The organism is Corynebacterium segmentosum (assembly GCF_900637825.1).
GTDB classification, from domain to species: Bacteria; Actinomycetota; Actinomycetes; order Mycobacteriales; family Mycobacteriaceae; genus Corynebacterium; species Corynebacterium accolens.
In genome coordinates, this window is sequence record NZ_LR134408.1 from 1,664,909 (window position 1) to 1,684,914 (window position 20,006).

Genomic DNA, 20,006 nt, shown 5'->3' on the forward strand with positions numbered 1-20,006 from the left:
TGACGGGCATCACGCTGTAAGATTGTGCGGTAGCGATAGAATACTTCCAACTTTTCGAGGAGTCTTAAAACTCATGGCGAACTCCGTTGAGATGCCCGAGCTGGGCGAGTCCGTAACCGAAGGCACCATTACCCAGTGGCTTAAGTCCGTCGGCGACACCGTCGAGGTGGACGAGCCTTTGCTCGAGGTCTCCACCGACAAGGTAGACACCGAAATCCCCTCCCCCGTTGCAGGCACCATCCTAGAAATCAAGGCCGAAGAAGACGACACCATCGAGGTCGGCGAGGTCATCGCGCTCATCGGTGATGAAGACGAGGCTGGCTCCTCGTCCGATGACTCTGATGACTCCGACGGTGACAAGTCTGAGGACAAGGAAGAATCCACGTCCGAGGAAAAGGAAGACAAGGACGAGAAGAAGTCCGGTTCCAGCTCCAAGGCTTCCGGTGAGACCACCGATGTCGAAATGCCAGAACTCGGCGAATCCGTCACCGAGGGCACCATTACCCAGTGGCTCAAGTCCGTCGGCGACACCGTCGAGGTAGACGAACCACTACTCGAGGTCTCCACCGACAAGGTAGACACCGAAATTCCTTCCCCCGTTGCCGGCACCCTGGTAGAAATCCTCGCAGAAGAAGACGAAACCATCGAGGTCGGCGAAGCAATCGCCCGCGTCGGCGACGAAAACGCCGCACCATCCTCCGACGACTCTGACGACTCCGACTCCGACGACGACAAGTCCGAAGACAAGGAAGAAACCAAGTCCGAGGACAAGAAGGAAGAGTCCAAGTCTGATTCCTCCGCCAAGTCCTCCGGCGAGACCACCGATGTCGAAATGCCAGAACTCGGCGAATCCGTCACCGAGGGCACCATTACCCAGTGGCTCAAGTCCGTCGGCGACACCGTCGAGGTAGACGAACCACTACTCGAGGTCTCCACCGACAAGGTAGACACCGAAATTCCTTCCCCCGTTGCCGGCACCCTGGTAGAAATCCTCGCAGAAGAAGACGAAACCATCGAGGTCGGCGAAGCAATCGCCCGCGTCGGCGACGAAAACGCCGCACCATCCTCCGACGACTCTGACGACTCCGACTCCGACGACGACAAGTCCGAAGACAAGGAAGAAACCAAGTCCGAGGACAAGAAGGAAGACAAGTCCGAGCCTGCCAAGGAGGAGAAGAAGGAAGAGCCGAAGCAGGATTCCTCCCTGAACACCTCCGCCAAGGTCAACAACGGCGATAACGTTCCATACGTCACCCCGTTGGTGCGCAAGCTGGCTGATAAGCACGGCGTGGACCTCAACTCCATTGAGGGCACCGGTGTAGGCGGACGCATCCGCAAGCAGGACGTCTTGGCCGCTGCTGGCGAGGGCGATGCGAAGGCATCGGCAGGCGACGATAAGAAGGCTGCTGACTCCCCACGCGCACGCTGGTCCACCAAGTCCGTAGATCCGGAAAAGCAGGAGCTTATCGGCACCACCAAGAAGGTCAATCGCATCCGCGAAATCACCGCTACCAAGATGGTGGAAGCGCTGCAGATTTCCGCACAGCTGACCCACGTGCAGGAAGTCGACATGACTCCTATCTGGGATATGCGCAAGAAGAGCAAGCAGGCGTTCATTGATAAGTACGGCGCCAACCTGTCCTTCCTGCCGTTCATTGTGAAGGCCACCACTGAGGCTCTGGTTTCCCACCCGAACGTGAACGCCTCCTATGACCCAGAGACCAAGGAGATGACCTACCACGAGGATGTCAACGTCGCCATTGCCGTAGACACCCCGAAGGGTCTGCTCACCCCGGTCATCCACAAGGCACAGGACCTGTCCTTGCCGGAAATCGCGCAGCAGATTGCAGAGCTGGCTGATAAGGCCCGCAATAACAAGCTGAAGCCGAATGACCTGACCGGTGCGACCTTCACCGTGACCAATATCGGTTCCGAGGGCGCCCTGCTCGATACCCCGATCCTGGTTCCGCCACAGGCCGGAATCCTGGGTACCGCGGCTATCCAGAAGCGCGCCGTCGTGGTCAACGAGAACGGCCAGGACGCCATCGCCATCCGCCAGATGTGCTTCCTGCCATTCACCTACGACCACCAGGTCATCGATGGTGCAGACGCTGGTCGCTTCATCACCACCATCAAGGACCGCCTGGAGACTGCAGACTTCGAGGCTGACCTCGATATCTAAAAGCAGTTAGCTAACTGGCATACCTCCCGCTCCTTCCCCGCGAAGGGGACGGGAGGTTTTGTCATGCCTGGGGTACTCCGCGGGGGTGTAGCGGGAGAACTTCCGGCACAAATATCAGAGGAGTTTTATCCCGGCACTACAGGACATATTTCACTAAGTGGGAGGTAAGCGGGCTACAACACATTTTCATCGGTGAGTTACTGCATAAAAGTTTGTCAAGGGCGCTGTTTTTACCGGTTATTAAACATATACTTAGGGGCGGTTAAGACCATTGCACCCGATGAAGGAGACCTCACAGATGGATTACATCTCCCGCCACCTAGGGCCGGATTCTGCCGAGCAGTCCGCCATGCTCGGCACGGTGGGCTACGACAGCGTGCAAGCGCTTGTCGATGCCGCCATTCCCCCCAAGATCCGCGCTAAGGAACTTCCCCACCTGCCAGAAGCGCTCTCTGAAGACGGGGCACAGGCCGCTTTGCGGGAGTTCGCCAATCAAAACACGGTGCTGAAGCCCTTCTACGGCCAGGGCTACTCAGACACCCTGACCCCGGCCGTCATCCGCCGCGGCCTGCTTGAGGATGCCGGCTGGTATACCGCGTACACCCCGTACCAGCCCGAGATTTCCCAGGGCCGCTTGGAGGCCTTGCTCAACTTCCAGACCATGATCGAGTCTTTGTCGGGGCTGCCCATCGCGAATGCTTCCCTGTTGGATGAGGCTTCCGCCACCGCCGAGGCCGTCGGTCTGATGTCGCGCGCGGTAAAGAAGGGCCGCCGCGTCGTGCTGGATTCCCGCCTGCATCCGCAGGTGCTTACCGTTGCCGCTGAGCGCGCCCGCGCCATTGACCTCGAGGTAGAGATCGTGGACGTGCGCGAGGGCTTGGTGGGTGAAGACCTCATCGGTGCCGTCATCGCCTACACCGGCACCGAAGGCGAAATTTTCGATCCCTCTGCCCTGATTGAAGAGCTGCACACCCGCGGCGCGTTGGCCTCCGTGGTCACTGACCCACTGTCCCTGCTGCTTCTGGAAGGCCCCGGCAACTTGGGTGCCGATATCGTCTTGGGTTCGTCCCAGCGCTTTGGCGTGCCCCTCTTCTTCGGCGGCCCGCACGCTGCCTACATGGCGGTAACAGATAAGCTCAAGCGCCAGATGCCGGGCCGCATCGTCGGCGTCTCCAAGGATGCTGATGGCCGCCCGGCCTACCGCTTGGCGCTGCAAACCCGCGAGCAGCACATCCGCCGCGAGCGCGCGACCTCCAATATCTGTACCGCTCAGGCCCTTTTGGCCAACGTGGCCTCGATGTACGCCGTCTACCACGGGCCGAAGGGCCTGAAGGACATCGCCGAGCGCGTGCACGGCTTGGCCTCCTCCTTCGCCCAGGCCATCGTGGATGCCGGACTGGAGATTACGGCAAGGGACTTCTTCGATACCGTTACCGTTAGCGGTGTGGACGCGCAGAAGATCAAGGCCGACCTGCAGGATGCGGGCTACTTGGTGCGCGCGATTGGCACGGACAAGGTATCCGTATCCTTCGGTGAATCCGCTACGGCCCGCGATGTCGCACACCTGGCAGAGGCCTTCGGTGCCAACCCGGCGGAAGCGAACTTTGAGCTGCCGGAGAACCTGCAGCGCGCCGAGGAACCGCTGGAGCACGAGATTTTCCACTCTATCCACTCCGAGACCCAGATGCTGCGCTACCTGCGCAAGCTCGCGGACAAGGACTTGGCGCTGGATCGTTCCATGATTCCGCTGGGCTCGTGCACCATGAAGCTCAACCCCACCGCGGCCATGGAGCCCATCTCCTGGCCAGAATTCGCCGGCATCCACCCATATGCCCCGGAAGAAACCACGACGGGTTGGCGCGCGCTGGTGGAAGAAATCGAAGGCTGGCTCGCCGAGCTTACCGGCTATGCCAAGGTCTCCATCCAGCCCAATGCCGGATCCCAGGGCGAGTTGGCGGGTCTATTGGCCATTCGCCGCTACCACGTGGCCAATGGCGATAATGAGCGCGATGTCGTGCTCATTCCGGCCTCCGCGCACGGCACCAACGCCGCCTCTGCGACCCTCGCAAACCTGCGCGTCGCCGTGGTCAAGACCGCCGAGGACGGCTCCATTGATGTCGCGGACCTGGAAGAAAAGATCGAAAAACACGGCAACCACATCGCCGGCATCATGGTCACCTACCCTTCCACCCACGGCGTCTTCGACCCCGAGGTGCGCGATGTGTGCGATAAGGTGCACGCGGTCGGCGGCCAGGTCTACATCGATGGCGCCAACATGAACGCGCTGACCGGCTGGGCTCGCCCGGGCGATTTCGGCGGCGATGTTTCCCACCTCAACCTGCACAAGACCTTCACCATTCCCCACGGTGGCGGCGGCCCGGGCGTTGGCCCGGTAGCGGTGGCAGAGCACCTCATCCCGTTCCTGCCCAGCGATGCCGCGTCCCCTGAGCTTGACGCCACCGCGGAAACCCCGGTGGGCCAGGGTGTTCCCATTACCGGCAGCAAGTACGGCTCCGCCGGCGTCCTGCCCATTTCGTGGGCTTACCTGGCCATGACCGGTGCCGAGGGCCTTGCCGCCGCATCCGGCCACGCCGTATTGGGCGCAAACTACCTGGCGGCCTCGCTCAACGAGTACTTCCCTGTCCTCTACACCGGCAACGAGGGCTTGGTGGCGCACGAGTGCATCATCGATTTGCGCGAGCTTACCGATGCCTCCGGGGTCACCGCCGCCGATGTGGCCAAGCGCCTCATCGACTTCGGCTTCCATGCCCCCACCCTGGCCTTCCCCGTGGCCGGCACCTTGATGATTGAGCCCACCGAGTCTGAAGACAAGGGCGAGCTGGATCGCTTCATCGAAGCCATGCGCACCATCCGCACCGAAATCCAGGAGATCATCGACGGTGAGGTGGCCTACGAGGACTCCGTTATCCACCACGCACCGTTTACGGCTGAGTCGGTGGCTACCGATAACTGGGAGTACTCCTTCGGCCGCGACAAGGCCGCGTGGCCGGTCAAATCCCTACTGCATAGCTACAAGTATTTCCCACCGGTTCGCCGCCTCGATGAGGCCTACGGCGACCGTAACCTGGTGTGCAGCTGCCCGCCGCCAGAAGCATTCGAGATCGACAATTCCGAGGAGTAACAATGTCCGAACTTCTAACCTCCCCGCTCAATGCCAAGCACGAGGAACTCGGCGCTACCTTCACGGCGTTTGGGCCGTGGAATATGCCGCTGAAGTACAACAGCGAACTGGAAGAACACCGCGCCGTTCGCACCAGCGCCGGCCTGTTTGATCTCTCCCACATGGGAGAAATCTGGGTCAATGGGCCCGATGCCGGCAAGTTCTTGTCCTACTCCTTCATCTCGAACCTGGATTCGCTGAAGGTGGGCAAGGCCAAGTACTCCATGATCACCGCTGAAGACGGCGGCATCATCGATGACCTGATTTCCTATCGCTTCGAGGAAGAAAAGTTCCTCGTTGTGCCCAATGCCGGCAATGCCGATATCGTCTGGGACGAGCTCAATAAGCGCGCCGAGGGTTTTGACGTTGAGCTCAAGAACGAGTCCCGCGATGTTGCCATGATCGCCGTGCAGGGCCCCAAGGCCGCAGAGATCCTCGTCCCGCTGGTAGAGGACAATAAGCAAGAGGCCGTCTACGAGCTGGGCTACTACGCCGCCACGATGGGCAAGGTAGCGCGCACCTTCGCCATCATCGCGCGCACCGGTTATACCGGTGAGGATGGCTTCGAGCTCATCGTCTACAACTCCGATGCCCCGCAGCTGTGGGAAGAGTTGCTCAAGGCGGGCGCGGAATATGACATCAAGCCGTGCGGCCTAGCCGCGCGCGATTCGCTGCGCCTGGAGGCCGGCATGCCGCTCTACGGCAACGAGCTCTCCCGCGAAATCACCCCGGTAGAGGCGGGAATGTCGCGCGCCTTTGCCAAAAAGGAAGCGGACTTCGTCGGCGCTGAGGTCATCCGCAAGCGCGCCGAGGAAGGCCCGCAGGTCGTTATCTCCGGGCTCACCTCGGATCAGCGCCGCGCCGCGCGCGCCGGCGCCGAGGTCTTCCTCAATGACACCAAGGTCGGCACCGTCACCTCTGGCCAGCCCTCCCCCACTCTTGGCCACCCAGTGGCCATTGCGCTGCTCGATACCAGCGCGGAGCTCGAACCGGGCACCGCAGTCGAGGTAGAAATCCGCGGCAAGCGTTATCCTTTTGAGGTAACCGCGTTGCCGTTCTACAAGCGCGATAAGTAAGCCACCCGCACACCCTAAATATTCAGCCCGAAAGGACTCCATATCATGTCTAACCTGCCCCAAGACTTTTCCTACTCCGAAGACCACGAATGGGTTAACGCCGCCAAGGACGCCGTAGAAGGCAAGACCGTTCGCATCGGTATCACCTCCGTGGCCGCAGACCGCCTGGGCGAGGTCGTCTTCGCAGAACTGCCAGAGGTAGGCGATACCGTCACCGCCGGCGATTCCTGTGGCGAGGTCGAATCCACCAAGTCCGTGTCTGACCTTTTCTCCCCGGTCACCGGCACCGTGAAGGCCGTCAACGATGCCGTGCACGATGACTACGCCGTCATCAACAACGACCCCTTCGGTGAAGGCTGGCTCTTCGAGGTCGAGGTGGATGAAGCAGGCGAGCTCATGGAGGCTGACGAATACGCCTCCGCTAACGGCCTAGACTAAAAGGCGGTTCGTTCGACACCCTCGAACATAAAATAAGGCGGGAGGATGCCATGGCATTCTCCCGCTTTGCTTTTCCTCGCTTTGCTTTTCCCCACCAAAGAAGACGACACTAGAGATTATGACTGCACCACGCGATCCTTTCTTTCCCGCTGAACGCTCCATTCGCGCCTCGGACAACCCCCTTGAAATACGCCACTTGGGCCGCATGGATTACCAAGAGGCATGGGATTACCAGGCGGAGGTGGCGGCGGCGCGCGCGCAGGGCACGCAGGACGATGTGGTCTTAGTGGTCGAACACCCCAATATCTACACCGCGGGCAAGCGCACACAGCCTGAGGACATGCCGGATAACGATCTGCCGGTTATCACCGTGGACCGCGGCGGGCGTATTACTTGGCATGGCGAGGGGCAGTTGGTGCTCTACCCCATCATCAAGCTGGCGGAGCCTGTCGATGTTGTCGATTATGTCCGCCGCCTCGAGGAGGCCACCATCCAGGCGGTGCGCGAGCTGGGCGTGACTACCGCAGGCCGCATCGACGGCCGCTCTGGGGTGTGGGTTCCTTCTACCACCCAGGCTAAAGATCCTTCCGCCTCGCAGCGCGATCGCAAGATTGCGGCGCTGGGAATCCGCATTACCCGCGGGGTTACCATGCACGGCCTAGCGCTCAATTGCAGCAATACGCTGGAGTATTACGATCACATCGTGGCCTGTGGCATCGATGATGCAGATATCACCACGCTGTCGCTAGAACTCGGCCGCGAGGTCACGATGGAGGAAGCCGCTAAACCGCTTTTGCGGGCGCTTGATGATGCCCTCTCGGGCCGCCTCACCGTCGCCGACCACAGTTTCGGTTCCGCGCCCGATCCCACGAAGCTTGCGAATGAGAAGGCGCGGGAGCGGCGTCGGCAAGCGCAGGCTTAAGCCCCGTGGCCCTAGTTTGGGGCTAGCGTGGAATAGTTGTGCGCCCGCGCGCCTTGAACCTAGAAGAGCTATTAGCCATCACCATCTTTAATCGATAAAGTGAGTATTTGTGACTGTAAAGCCTGAAGGACGCAAGATGCTCCGCATTGAGAAGAAAAATGCGGAGTCGCCCATCGAACAAAAGCCGCGGTGGATCCGCAACCAGGTACGCACCGGACCGGGCTATGAGGACATGAAGTCCCGCGTGGCCGGCGCTTCCCTGCACACCGTCTGCCAAGAAGCCGGTTGTCCGAATATCCACGAATGCTGGGAATCCCGCGAGGCAACCTTCCTCATCGGCGGCGATAAGTGCACCCGCCGTTGCGACTTCTGCGATATCGCTACCGGCAAGCCGGAGCCGCTTGACCGCGACGAGCCGCGCCGCGTGGCCGAAAACATCCAGGAAATGGACCTTAACTACACCACCATTACCGGTGTGACCCGTGATGACCTCCCAGATGAGGGCGCGTGGCTATATGCGGAGATCGTGCGCAAGATCCACGAGCTCAACCCGCACACCGGCGTGGAGAACCTCACCCCGGATTTCTCTGGCAAGCCAGACCTGCTCGAAGAGGTCTTTGAGGCACAACCGGAGGTCTTCGCGCACAACCTGGAGACCGTGCCGCGCATCTTCAAGCGCATCCGCCCGGCCTTCCGCTACGAGCGCTCCCTCGATGTCATCCGCCAGGCCCACGACTACGGCCTTATTACCAAGTCCAACCTGATTTTGGGCATGGGCGAGACCGAGGACGAAGTCGAGGAAGCACTGCGCGACCTGCGCGAGGCTGGCTGTGACATCATCACCATCACCCAGTACCTGCGCCCCGGCCCGCGCTTCCACCCCATCGAGCGCTGGGTGCGCCCGGAGGAATTCGTGGCCCACTCCAAGCTGGCCAAGGAGCTGGGCTTCGGCGGCGTCATGTCCGGCCCGCTGGTTCGCTCCTCCTACCGCGCCGGCCGCCTGTACGTGCAGGCCATGGAAAAGCGCGGCCTGGAATTGCCGGAAAACCTCCAGCACCTGAAGGAAACGTCCCAGGGCGCTACCGCCCAGGAGGCATCCACTTTGCTGGATAAGTACGGCCCTTCCAAGGAAACCCCGGTGACCACCCGCATGGCCAAGACTCCGGCCAATGCTAATTCGGTCGCGGCAACCGTGCGCTAAACCGCGGAATATTCTTACTCGGCCCTCGCCATCTGCGGGGGCCGTTTAACATTTATGTCACCTGACCTTTAAAGTAGGAACCATGGCGAAAGATGACAAAGCAGCCCTGAAAGCTGCCAAGAAGCAAGAACGCGCGGCCAAGCGCCAAAAGCGTAAGCAAACCTGGTCACAGTTGTGGCAGGCATTCAATTTGCAGCGCAAGCAGGATAAGGCTCTCATCCCTATCATGCTGGCCGCCTTCCTCGGCGTCGGCCTACTGTTCTTCCTCATTGGCCTGCTCTTTAATGGCCAGTGGTTCATGCTGATTATCGGCTTGGGCTTGGGTGCGCTTTTGGCGATGTTCCTATTTACCCGCCGCTTGGAACGCGATATGTACAAGCGCGTCGAAGACCAGCCCGGCGCCGCCGGTTGGGCCTTGGAGCAGCAGCTGCGCAATACCGTCGGCATCGTGTGGTCCGTAAAGTCTGGCATCGCCGCCACCCGCCAGCAGGACCTTATCCACCGGGTCATCGGCAATGCGGGCGTCATCTTCGTGTGCGAGGGCAATAAGAACCGCCTTCGCCCCACCCTTAACCAGCTGAAAAAGCGCGTGGACAAGATTGCCGGCGGCGTACCGATCTATGAGGTCTACGTCGGCACCGGCGAAGACGAGGTGCCGGTATCCAAGCTGCGCAACCATCTCATGAAGCTGCCGCGCAACTACAATAAGAACGCCACCTACGACAATATCCGCCGCATTGAGGCCATGGACTCCATGCCTGGGACGATGCCGGGCATGCCCAAGGGCCCAATGCCGCAGCAGGCGCAGAACATGTCCGGCATGAACCGCCGCATGCGCCGCGCGCAACAGCGCAAGGGCAAGGGCTAAACACTGCTTTAGCCACACGCCTTGGCCGGGCTTTCAGCTCTCGCCTTGTTTCACAACACAAACAGTCCCTGCAAACACCCGATTGGGAAAGGTTGCAGGGACTGTCGTGGTTTTCGTGGCTATACGGTGCGCGGGACTTATCCCCGCGCACCGCTAAGAGTTGATAACGATAGTGCCCGTCGCACGGTCGTGCATGCCACGCCCGTCCGCATCCACCATGGCGGCTGGGAAGATGACGCCGGTCAGCAGCGTGCGCACGGCCGCGCGCCAGAGCCCCACCTGCGCGCCCGGCACGTCCAGGCGGGCCACGCCCATACCGAGGATGAGCATGCCTGGGGTGCGTGCGAACAGCCAGCCACATACGATGCCCATTAATGCCCAGAGCGCATAGCCTAAAAAGGACACGCCGCCAAGCTGCGTGGTGACCATGTGGATGACGTTGGCCAGCAGCATGCAAATGATCCAGTCAATGGCAACGGCGCCTGCGCGGCGGCCAACCGACGCCATGGATCCGGGTCCGGATTCCGGCAGGCCCAGGTTTTCACCAGGCCACCGTCCGGGGGTTCCTGCATCATCATATTCGCCCGGAATATTGGGCCCATCGAGCCACGTGCGCTTGTCTGCCATGCTCACCAATTTAGTTGCCCCTCACTCAGAAGTGAAACGAGGCTATTGGCCATACCGGCCGGATAAAACTAGTAGGCTATAGGCAGATAATTCATCGGCCAACAAACAGGAGGCAATCTTGTCTTTCGAGACAGTGCAGGACATCGTCCAATATATTCAGGATGAGGACGTAAAGTTCGTGGATGTCCGCTTTACGGACGTCCCCGGCACCGAGCACCACTTTTCCATCCCTGCCAGCGAATTTACTGAAGAAGATGCCGAAAATGGCTTGGCCTTTGATGGTTCTTCCATTCGTGGGTTTACCACCATTGAAGAATCCGATATGACGCTGCTGCCGGATCCGGCCACCGCGCATATCGATCCCTTCCGTTCGGCGAAGACCCTGAATATCAAGTTCTTCGTCCACGATCCTTTTACCTTTGAGCCCTTTACCCGTGACTCGCGCAATATTGCCCGCAAGGCTGAGGAATACTTGCAGTCCACGGGCATCGCCGATACCTGTAACTTTGGCGCCGAGGCCGAGTTCTACCTCTTCGATTCCGTGCGCTTTGGCACCGATATGCAGCACGGTTTCTACGAGGTGGACTCGAACGAAGGCTGGTGGAACCGCGATAACGAGACCAACCTGGACGGCACCCCCAATACCGGTTACAAGACCCGCGTAAAGGGCGGCTACTTCCCCACCCCGCCGTACGATAAGCACAGCGAGGTCCGCGATGACATCGTGGCCAACCTGCAAGAGGTCGGATTTGAGATCGAGCGTTTCCACCACGAGGTGGGCGCGGCACAAAACGAGATCAACTACCGCTTCAACTCGCTGCTGCACGCCGGCGATGACATCCAGACCTTCAAGTACGTGGTCAAGCGCACCGCCCAGGAGTGGGGCAAGACCGCGACCTTCATGCCTAAGCCGCTGGCCGGCGATAATGGTTCCGGCATGCACGCCCACATGTCTCTGTGGAAGGACGGCGAGCCCCTCTTCCACGATGAGGCTGGCTACGCCGGGCTTTCCGATATCGCCCGCTACTTCATCGGCGGCATCCTCCACCACGCGGGCGCCGTGCTCGCCTTTACCAACCCAACGCTGAACTCCTACCACCGCTTGGTTCCTGGCTTCGAGGCGCCTATCAACCTGGTGTACTCCCAGCGCAACCGTTCGGCTGCGATCCGCATCCCGATCACCGGTTCCAACCCGAAGGCTAAGCGCATCGAGTTCCGCGCTCCGGACCCATCCAGCAACCCATACCTGGCCTTTGCCGCCATGATGATGGCCGGTGTGGATGGCGTGAAGAACCGCATCGAGCCGCACGCCCCAGTGGATAAGGACCTCTACGAGCTGCCGCCAGCAGAGGCCGAGTCCATCCCACAGGCACCGACCTCCCTGGAGGCCTCCCTAGAGGCTCTGAAGGAAGACATGGACTTCCTGACCGAGGGCGATGTCTTTACCGAGGATCTCCTCGAGACCTACATCAACTACAAGTACGAAAACGAGATCAACCCCGTGCGCCTGCGTCCCACCCCGCAGGAGTTCGAGCTCTACTTCGACTGCTAAATCGTCGCTGCTAGTTCTCAGCTAGCTTCCGTTACAGGCAGCCACCTAACCAATGCTTAGGTGGCTGCTTTCTTTTGTTTGCGGTGGCACTGCTAGGTATATCCGAGAGCTTCGCCATAATCGCTGCCCACTTTGAGGATGGACGCTCTCTGCAGCACACATGAGGGTTTTCACCAGGTAAAAAGCGGCTCGGTCTTAGTATGCGGATTCGGGTGAAATTAGAATCTGGGTAGTGACTGATAAAATCCACCAACTTCCCCCTCCTGGGCCTGCATGGGCCGGCAGCCTCATGGGCACCTCCATCGTCTCGCGCATGTTGGTTGAAGAAGACATGTTTGTTGCCGCTGGTGTATTTGCCGCACTTGCATGCGCCATCTTCGTCGTGCTGACTGCCGGTTACGCGCGCTATCGCAGTCCGCGGTTTGAGCGGACCACCATGGCGGAATGGTCCATGTTTTTCATCGGCGTCCTCGCGCTTGGGGCGGCATTATCCGGTTTGACGGACATTGGAATATTCCGCCTCGTCGGCTTTTGGGTAGGTGGTCCCGTCACCGTCATCACGTGGGGCATTCAGCTCACTCGCTTCGATGGAGAGCCGCGCTTTACCTGGGGTCTCCCCTTGGTAGGGCCAATGATTTCGGCATCGGTAGCCGGGTGGTTGGCCCGCGATTACGGGCAGATTTACCACATCATGGGTACCGCGCTCTTCGCTATGTCTTTGCTGACGGCAGTCCCGGTATTTGTCTACGTCTACTGGGCGGCGTGGCACGGCAAAGTGGATTTTAGCGGTGGAAAATCCGCCACCGCGTGGGTGCCACTGGGCGTGGTTGGGCAATCTACTACCGCAATGCAGATCCTCTACCCCGGCAGTGTCTCCGTGTACTACGGGCTTATCGCGCTCGCCATCGCCATCCCGTTATCGCTGTATGCGATGGTGAACTTTTATCCGCAAGCAGCCCGCTGGGTTCCCTATTCCCCCTGCGTGGTGGGCGTGCACCTTTCCGCCTGGCACCGTGAGCATGGGCGGGCACCAGACCGCATTGGTCAATGGTTCAGAATGGCTTGACGTTATCGCGCTGAGCATTCCCCTGCTGCTTATCGCTCACTGGTGCCTGTGCTCAGCGCGCTTCTTAGGCTGGCTCTGGGAGGGCCGCACACGCAAAGAACTGACTCACTAGGTGATGTCTTCCCTCGTCTATCATCGGGCCATGAGCTCTTCGCCTATTACCTTCATTGCCTGGGATGCTGCGGACCTTGCCGGGGTGCGGGAGGTGCTCGCCGGCTTGCGGCGCGACGGGGTCTTTTTATTCCGAGCAAGCCTAGCGCTTGAAACCTCCTGGCTTGGCGATGGCGCCCAGGATTTCTATGGCACCGCCTGGGAATGGGGGCCAGACGATAGCGAGCTATTTTTTGAGCTGGCGCGCCGCAGCAAGCTGCTGATGACTATCGATGCCACGGTCATTTGCTGCGGTTACGACGAAGACGTGGAAGAGGCCAGGGAGTGCATCGCCCAAGAGCTGGTCGTAGCGAACAGCGCGCAGGAGTTAAAGCGACTGCTCATAGGCGCGGAGGAAACGCGCTAGAGCCCGGGCTGCTCGCTGCGCTTCATCCAGCCCATGCGGGGAGAAAAGCCTTGCGGGTGCTTGAGGTGCGCCACGGCATCCGCGATCATCAGGCGATGGCGCCGCGACACGCTATCCGGGAGGTGGGCCACCGAGAACCACTGCGCTTCGGTATTTTCTTCATCGCTGATGACGGGCTCGGCGCCGTCGGCGACAGATAGGCGCAGCGCGGTGCTCATGAACATGCATTCATCGCCATTGGGATAGGTCACCGGACCGGATTGGCCAACACCGAGGAGCGCTTCCACCTTGGCATCGAGGCCCACCTCTTCCTTGACCTCGCGCAAGGCGGTGGTGGTAATCTCCTCGCCCGGCTCGCAGATGCCTTCGACCGGGGTCCACACGGCATTATCGGCACGCTTGACTAGCAGTACGGACGGCACCTCCCACAGGGCCGCACCGGTTGGTACATCGCGGAGAATGATGGCGCTGCACGCGGGGACGAAGATCTGATCGTGGCCGATGGATTCGCGCAGCTTCACAATATAATCAGGCGTTGGCATACCACCTAGCGTAGCCAATTGTGCCTGATCCTATGCCACGGGGCCGAGGACCTTCAGTGCCAATTCCTGGATATCCGGTGCGGTGGTAAAGGCCACGTCGATGTTTTGTTGCGTGTCTTCGCAGCTATGCCCCTCGTCCAAAGGCTCGGTGATTCCAGAAACCAGCCCCACAATGGTCTGCCGGCCATCCACATCGCCGTAAACGGGCCCGCCGGAATCCCCGACGGCACTGCACATCTCCGCCAAGGCAGCGTTGGAATCGTGTTCTAGGCCCTGGTAGTTGAGCTGCGTGGAATCCACGGCGTTTTTTACGTTCCCACAGGTCACAATGGTGGAACTGCCCAGCTTGCACACCGCATCCGGCAACTTGTTCAGCTGCGTGGCTACGGTGGTGGCTACCTCGCCTGGGGTGAAGTACTGCGCATCGCGGTACAGCTCGATAAAGGCAACGTCTAAGTGATTGGTCTCCTCGGCAAAGAAATCCGAATAGATCACCTCGCCTACTGGATCGGCTGGGTATACAAAATCGCCCTCTTGGGTTCCGGCCCAGACCTTATCGCCAGGTTTGCCGCAATGGGAGGCTGTCACGGCGATGGTGCGGCCATCGGCAAGCGCGAAGGACCACGCCGCGGTGCAGGACTGGAAGTTAAAGTACTCGCCCGGCTGCGGGTCACTCGTGGTTAAATTCAGCGCGGCGCCTGGGGGCACCGGCACCACCGCGGGCTCATAAAACTCGTTCGGCGGCGCCGGCGGTGGCGTGTCGGTGGATTGCGCAACCACCCCATCCTGCTGCTGGGTGGCATCGGTGCTACACGATGCCACCATAAACAGCCCTGCTGCTGCCAGCAGGCTACTGGCTATCCGTACCCGCGTCACCTGCAGAGTCCTTGTCCTGTTCTTCCTTATCCGCCTCTGCTTGTGCTTTTAAGTCGCGGATGAATTTTTCCGGATCGAATTCGGTATAGTGCTCCGGTCCGGCGAAGTTTTCTAATGCCATGTGGTTGCTACACCTCCGTGTTCTTGATGCTCGAGGTAATAAAGTCCTTCACCGCTGCCGCATCGTTGGGCAGATCCGCCACGTGACGTTCCGCGTCCAGGATGTCAGCGAAACGCTCTGGTGGTTGCGGCGCGCTCCCGATGGCCTCGGTAATGGTTTCACTGAATTTTACCGGCAGCGCCGTTTCCAGGCAGATAATGGGCGTCGTCACGCCCTCTTTTTGGGCCGCACGCGCCACCTTGATGCCATCGGCCGTGTGCGGATCCGTCAGGTAACCATAGCGCTCGTGGACATCCTTGATGGTGGCAAGGCGATCATCATGGGTGGAGGAACCGGACAAGAAACCGTAGTCTTCACGCGCGGCCGTGATGAGCTCTTCTTCAAGGTTAAACCCGCCTTCTTTGACCTTGGTGCCAAAGAGATCCGCAACGCAGGCGGCATCGCGTCCTAAAAGATCGAAGGCGAAGCGCTCGAAGTTGGAGGCGCGGGAAATATCCATAGACGGCGACGAGGTGGCCATGGTTTCCGCGGCCGGACGCGGGCGGTAGTTGCCGGTGCGGAAGAACTCATCCAAGACGTCATTCTCATTCGTCGCCACGATGAGGCGATCGATGGGAAGGCCCATGCTGCGCGCGATATGCCCAGCGCAGATATCGCCAAAGTTACCGGTGGGAACGCTAAAGGATACCTTCTGCTCGTTATTATCGGTGACCTTGATCCAGCAGGAAATATAGTAAACAACCTGGGCCAACAGGCGTGCCCAGTTGATGGAGTTGACCGCGCCGATGCGGTAGTTGGCCTTAAATTCCGCATCGCTGGAGACGGCCTTTACCACGTCCTGACAATCATCAAAGACACCGTCGAGGGCGATATTGAAGATATTCGGGTCATCTAGGCCAAACATTTGCGCCTGCTGGAACGCGGTCATGCGCCCGGCTGGGGTCAACATGAAAACGCGGATGCCGTCGCGCCCGCGCATGGCGTACTCGGCGGAAGAGCCGGTATCGCCAGAGGTAGCGCCCAAAATATTCAGCGTCTCCCCGCGGCGAGCGAGCTCGTATTCAAAAAGCTCGCCCAAAAGCTGCATGGCCATATCTTTAAATGCAGCAGTGGGGCCCTCGGACAGGTGGCCGATAAAGAGGGCATCGCCAAGCTCAGTGACCGGCACGATCTCTGGGGAGGCAAATTTCGGGCTGGTATATGCCCGGGCTGCGATTTTATCCAGATCTTCCTCTGGAATATCATCGATAAACAGCTTGATGACCTCAGCCGCAAGGGCGGCATAGCCGTCGGTTTTAACCACATCGCGCCACGCATCCAACGTGGCGGAATCTAGTTGCGGGTAGGTTTCAGGCAGGTAGAGGCCACCATCGGGCGCGAGCCCTCCTAAAAGGATATCCGTAAAGGATGCGGGCTGGCCGGTGGTATCACGGGTCGAAATATACTTCACAAGATGAATCCTAGTAGTTAACGCGTAAGGTATCAGCCATGTCGCAGCCAAATCCCAGAGAAGTTATCACAACCCAGGCGTTAATGATTTGGATCGCGGCCATGGCGGTCTACCTCGTAGCCATCACCGGGCGGTCTTCCTTCGGCGTAGCCGGCCTCGATGCCATCGAGCGCTTCGACGTCGATGCCGGGCGCATCGCGGTATTTACCTCCGTGCAATTGGGCGTGTATGCCATCGCGCAGATCCCCACCGGCATGCTGATCGATAAATTTGGCCCCCGCATCCTGCTCGTCGTGGGCGCCGTCATTATGGGCGTTGGCCAGGTCATACTCGGCTTTACCAGCAATTACGGGGTAGCCATCTTCGCGCGCGTGCTCATCGGCGCAGGCGATGCCACGGGCTTCTTATCGGTGATGCGCATCCTGCCCTACTGGTTCCCGCTACACCGCACACCGATGTTTACCCAGGTGACCTCCTCCATTGGCCAGATGGGCCAATTCATCTCCGCCGTCCCCTTCCTCTGGTTGCTAGGAACTGCAGGATGGACCGCGGCATTTGTGACCTTGGGTGCAGTGGGCATCCTCGTCGCCATTGCCGCCGCCGTCGCGGTCGCTGACTCCCCAGAGAAGCTCGGGGTTATTCCGCTGGAGAAGGAACCACCCAATTCCCAAGGCAGCAGCATCGGTGCCCGCTTAAAGGCGGTCTTTACCTCGCCCATCGCCTGGCAGGCATACTTTATTCACTACAGCGGCATGTTGCCGCTGATTGTCTTTGTCATGTTGTGGGGCATGCCCATGATGACCCAAGGCATGGAACTATCCAAGGGCAAGGCCAGCCTCGTACTCACCCTCTTGGCCGTATTTCTAGTTCTTGTCGGGCCACTGCATGGCCGGATTTCTTCCCGCGCGCAGAATATCCGCCCATGGGTCGCGCTCGGGTTTGTGTGCCTGCACATGCTGACCTGGGTATTATTCTTCGCCTTCGGCACCGGCGGGGGCCTTGCGGCCATCACCGCGGTCTCCTTCATCTTGGCGCTATGCACGCCGACGTCGAATTATGGCTTCGACATCATTCGCGAAAACATGGACCGCTCTGTCGTCGCCACCGCCACTGGCTTAGGCAATATGGGCGGGTTTACCTCCGGCATGTTGGGCGCGCAATTATTCGGCATGGTCTTGGATCACTCTGCCGATGCCCCCAATTACTCCATGCCCGATTTCACCTCCGCCTCACTCGCAGTCCTCGCCGTATGGCTGTGCGGCATGGCTGGTGTCGTCATCACCCACATCCTGCGCCGGCGCGGCGGCTATGCGGGGCCATCCGTAAGGATCGTGGAAGTAACCTAGCGGTCTATTCGGGTCTTTCGGCATCGTCCACCGTGGTGTCGGCCGCCTCTGCATCCTCCGCCTCTGCATCTTCTGCGTCTGGGTCCAAGATAAAGTTGATGGTCCCCTCAGGGTCTTCGAGGAACTCCCTGGTGGCGGCCACGGCCTCGGCCTCGTCAAAGGAAATGCGCTGAAAGCCGGTGTCATTTAATTCCACGATATCGGCATTGGGGCAGCCTAATAGGATGGGTGAATGCGTGGCGATAAATACCTGCGCACCGCGGTCAACGGCCTGGGCGATTTCCGCAATCAATGCCAATTGCCGGACGACGGACAATCCCGATTCTGGTTCATCCAGAATATAGACCCCAGCGCCGTCAACTCGCTCATAGAGCACATCGAAGACGGACTCGCCGTGCGAGCGGGCCTGCACATCCACCTGGGTGGGCAGGGTGGAACGCCCGCCGGTTTCCTCGGGGGATTGCTCGCGCGATAGCAGGTATTCATGGGTTTCCGCCCGCAGGAAGTAGGCGCGCTGGATAAGCTCCGTGCACTCACAAGCCACCGGGCTTACTGGCAAGATTGCTTCCGGATCCCCCATCCGGCCGCCCTTGGGAGAGCACCCAAGATCCGTTGCCATGGCAGCCAAGAGGCTGGATTTTCCTATGCCGTTATCGCCGACGAAAATCGTCACCGGGCGGGTAAAGGAAAAGCGCCTTAAATCCGCTAGGTAATCGAAGGCAGGCAGGCTGCGGCGATAATCCCGCGGCATGGATTTCAGGCGAATGGCATCAACCAACATGCCTGGAACTTTAGCAGCAGCGGCGGTGCACAGTTGGGGTATGCACGCTATCTCTTCGCTAGTGCTGTTGCTACCTCGAGTGCGGACTTGAGGTGCAGGATTAATGGATCCCCGGTTGCGGCTTGGGCAATGGTCTCTGCTGGAACCGTATTTACCGCAAAGGCAATCGCCAATCCCCCGCTAATAGGAAATACTATGGCTGCGGCCACCGCCAAGGTTGTAGATAATCTATTGCTTATTGTCATCGTCTCCTCCAGTCCCTCGGTAACGCACACCATTATTCGTTACCGTTTCGTTATGGGATAACTCTAGGGAGACGAGCTGTTAAGGCCATGCCGTCAGTCTGCCGGTTTCCTGAAACTTCTTAGGGACCATTCGCAGGCATTCCAGTGCCCATAGCACTGGCCTAATTCGCTGGGGCGCTTTCGGCCACGATGCCATCGCTGGCAGGGATGACAATCCCCTTTTCGAAGGCACCGATGATGGCCTTTTCATCGTCTTCATCCAACTCACCAGAGGCCACGGCGCTCTTTAATTCGCGCTCGAGATACTGCCGGACATCAGACTTTCCGGATTTATTCTGGGTAATATCGCGCGGCACCGATTCCAGGGGAATGCCCAACGCCTTCGCCAGCGACATCACGCGATTGGCTTCCGAAGACGCATCGCCTCCTACTGCACCATTAACCTGAGCGGGCGCTTCTTCCTGTACCACTCCCCCGGCTACGGCATCACCCACGGTCATCGTCCCTTTAGGCGGGTGATGGCGGCTGGTTGCCCACGTGCCAACGACGACGGCGATAATGGTCGCCACGGCGATACAGCCCCAGAGGTAGATAAGCTTCCTGCGGTGGGCTCCCGAAGATTTAGCCATGTTAATCCGAATTTCCTCCGAAGAAGCCATAACCATTACCGCGCGAGGAATTGCCAGTGCCGCGTTCATTCAAAATATCAATGAGCGAGCGAATCGTGGCCTCCCCAATGCCGTCGCCGCGCCCGCGCGAGCGGGAGTCCGCACCGCCCTCACGATCAAGGTCGTCTTGGCGATGCAACGCATCGAGGTTCTGCCCGCCGCGGGACGCGCCCGTCTGCGGGGCCGAGACCGCAATGGTCAACGTGGTGCCATCTAATTCTAGGGCGTCATCATCGCGTACCCCTGCCGCGCGAGCGGCGGAAAGCAAGGCGGCCAATTCTCCAACGGTGGCGGAGTCCACATCAAGCTGCAGCTGAAATGACATACCAAAGATCCTTTCTCTAACT

The 20,006-nt window shown here is 59.7% G+C and carries 18 protein-coding genes and 1 pseudogene; 11 read left to right on the top strand and 8 right to left on the bottom strand.

Annotated elements, in window-relative coordinates; all coding sequences use genetic code 11:
• Nucleotides 1-73 precede the first annotated feature (73 nt).
• From sucB to EL217_RS07990, 7 genes are all read left to right on the top strand, one after another.
• Entirely contained in the window at nucleotides 74-2,182 is a 2,109-nt protein-coding gene (gene sucB, locus EL217_RS07960; RefSeq protein ID WP_126319446.1) for a 2-oxoglutarate dehydrogenase, E2 component, dihydrolipoamide succinyltransferase, read from the top strand.
• Between the two features lie 298 nt (nucleotides 2,183-2,480).
• On the top strand, nucleotides 2,481-5,324 hold the full coding sequence (gcvP, locus tag EL217_RS07965) for an aminomethyl-transferring glycine dehydrogenase (protein WP_023030465.1): 2,844 nt from the start codon (nucleotides 2,481-2,483) through the stop codon (nucleotides 5,322-5,324).
• Nucleotides 5,325-5,326: 2 nt separating this feature from the next.
• On the top strand, nucleotides 5,327-6,439 hold the full coding sequence (gcvT, locus tag EL217_RS07970) for a glycine cleavage system aminomethyltransferase GcvT (RefSeq protein ID WP_023030464.1): 1,113 nt from the start codon (nucleotides 5,327-5,329) through the stop codon (nucleotides 6,437-6,439).
• Between the two features lie 45 nt (nucleotides 6,440-6,484).
• Nucleotides 6,485-6,877 carry a glycine cleavage system protein GcvH gene (gcvH, locus tag EL217_RS07975; protein ID WP_005278306.1) on the top strand — a complete coding sequence of 131 codons (393 nt, stop codon included), beginning with the start codon at nucleotides 6,485-6,487 and terminating at the stop codon, nucleotides 6,875-6,877.
• A gap of 118 nt (nucleotides 6,878-6,995) precedes the next feature.
• Nucleotides 6,996-7,799 carry a lipoyl(octanoyl) transferase LipB gene (gene lipB / locus EL217_RS07980; RefSeq protein ID WP_023030463.1) on the top strand — a complete coding sequence of 268 codons (804 nt, stop codon included), beginning with the start codon at nucleotides 6,996-6,998 and terminating at the stop codon, nucleotides 7,797-7,799.
• A 136-nt stretch (nucleotides 7,800-7,935) separates the two neighbouring features.
• On the top strand, nucleotides 7,936-9,000 hold the full coding sequence (gene lipA / locus EL217_RS07985; RefSeq protein ID WP_005278301.1) for a lipoyl synthase: 1,065 nt from the start codon (nucleotides 7,936-7,938) through the stop codon (nucleotides 8,998-9,000).
• 82 nt (nucleotides 9,001-9,082) lie between these two features.
• Nucleotides 9,083-9,868, top strand: a complete 786-nt coding sequence (locus EL217_RS07990; RefSeq protein ID WP_023030462.1) for a DUF4191 domain-containing protein — start codon at nucleotides 9,083-9,085, stop codon at nucleotides 9,866-9,868.
• Nucleotides 9,869-10,021: 153 nt separating this feature from the next.
• Here EL217_RS07990 and EL217_RS07995 read toward each other — a convergent pair whose 3' ends face one another.
• Nucleotides 10,022-10,495, bottom strand: coding sequence for an RDD family protein (locus EL217_RS07995; RefSeq protein WP_005278294.1), 474 nt, complete (start codon nucleotides 10,493-10,495; stop codon nucleotides 10,022-10,024).
• Between the two features lie 118 nt (nucleotides 10,496-10,613).
• Here EL217_RS07995 and glnA point away from each other — a divergent pair, with 118 nt between their 5' ends.
• From glnA to EL217_RS08010, 3 genes and pseudogenes are all read left to right on the top strand, one after another.
• Complete coding sequence (gene glnA / locus EL217_RS08000; protein ID WP_126319448.1) at nucleotides 10,614-12,047, top strand: type I glutamate--ammonia ligase; 1,434 nt, start codon at nucleotides 10,614-10,616, stop codon at nucleotides 12,045-12,047.
• 289 nt (nucleotides 12,048-12,336) lie between these two features.
• Nucleotides 12,337-13,225, top strand: a pseudogene (locus EL217_RS08005) (hypothetical protein).
• Nucleotides 13,226-13,255: 30 nt separating this feature from the next.
• The gene (locus EL217_RS08010; RefSeq protein ID WP_126319450.1) at nucleotides 13,256-13,630 is read left to right on the top strand and encodes a hypothetical protein; all 375 of its coding nucleotides are present in this window, start codon (nucleotides 13,256-13,258) and stop codon (nucleotides 13,628-13,630) included.
• Here EL217_RS08010 and EL217_RS08015 read toward each other — a convergent pair.
• From EL217_RS08015 to thrC, 4 genes are read right to left on the bottom strand one after another with little or no spacing between them, the layout of a single operon-like run.
• Nucleotides 13,627-14,172: an NUDIX hydrolase gene (locus EL217_RS08015; protein ID WP_005278283.1), complete on the bottom strand. Its 546-nt coding sequence runs from the start codon at nucleotides 14,170-14,172 to the stop codon at nucleotides 13,627-13,629. The two genes, EL217_RS08010 and EL217_RS08015, sit on opposite strands and share 4 nt — an antisense overlap.
• A 30-nt stretch (nucleotides 14,173-14,202) precedes the next feature.
• Nucleotides 14,203-15,048 (bottom strand): S1 family peptidase, encoded by an 846-nt coding sequence (locus tag EL217_RS08020; protein WP_232018237.1) that lies wholly within the window; start codon nucleotides 15,046-15,048, stop codon nucleotides 14,203-14,205.
• A complete protein-coding gene (locus tag EL217_RS11245) occupies nucleotides 15,023-15,169 on the bottom strand; it encodes a hypothetical protein (RefSeq protein WP_005278279.1) in 147 nt (48 codons plus the stop codon). The genes EL217_RS08020 and EL217_RS11245 overlap by 26 nt, the downstream gene beginning before the upstream one ends.
• A gap of 7 nt (nucleotides 15,170-15,176) precedes the next feature.
• Entirely contained in the window at nucleotides 15,177-16,619 is a 1,443-nt protein-coding gene (gene thrC, locus EL217_RS08025; protein ID WP_126319452.1) for a threonine synthase, read from the bottom strand.
• 38 nt (nucleotides 16,620-16,657) lie between these two features.
• On the opposite strand from thrC, the gene EL217_RS08030 reads away from it, so the two are divergent.
• A complete protein-coding gene (locus EL217_RS08030) occupies nucleotides 16,658-17,965 on the top strand; it encodes an MFS transporter (RefSeq protein WP_126319454.1) in 1,308 nt (435 codons plus the stop codon).
• A gap of 4 nt (nucleotides 17,966-17,969) precedes the next feature.
• On the opposite strand, the gene EL217_RS08035 is transcribed toward EL217_RS08030, so the two are convergent.
• The 3 genes from EL217_RS08035 to EL217_RS08050 all read right to left on the bottom strand — a co-directional run bounded on the left by EL217_RS08035 (nucleotide 17,970) and on the right by EL217_RS08050 (nucleotide 19,984).
• On the bottom strand, nucleotides 17,970-18,746 hold the full coding sequence (locus EL217_RS08035; protein WP_126319456.1) for an AAA family ATPase: 777 nt from the start codon (nucleotides 18,744-18,746) through the stop codon (nucleotides 17,970-17,972).
• Nucleotides 18,747-19,152: 406 nt separating this feature from the next.
• Entirely contained in the window at nucleotides 19,153-19,620 is a 468-nt protein-coding gene (locus tag EL217_RS08045) for a hypothetical protein (RefSeq protein ID WP_126319458.1), read from the bottom strand.
• Nucleotide 19,621: 1 nt separating this feature from the next.
• Entirely contained in the window at nucleotides 19,622-19,984 is a 363-nt protein-coding gene (locus EL217_RS08050) for a hypothetical protein (RefSeq protein ID WP_126319460.1), read from the bottom strand.
• Nucleotides 19,985-20,006 lie beyond the last annotated feature (22 nt).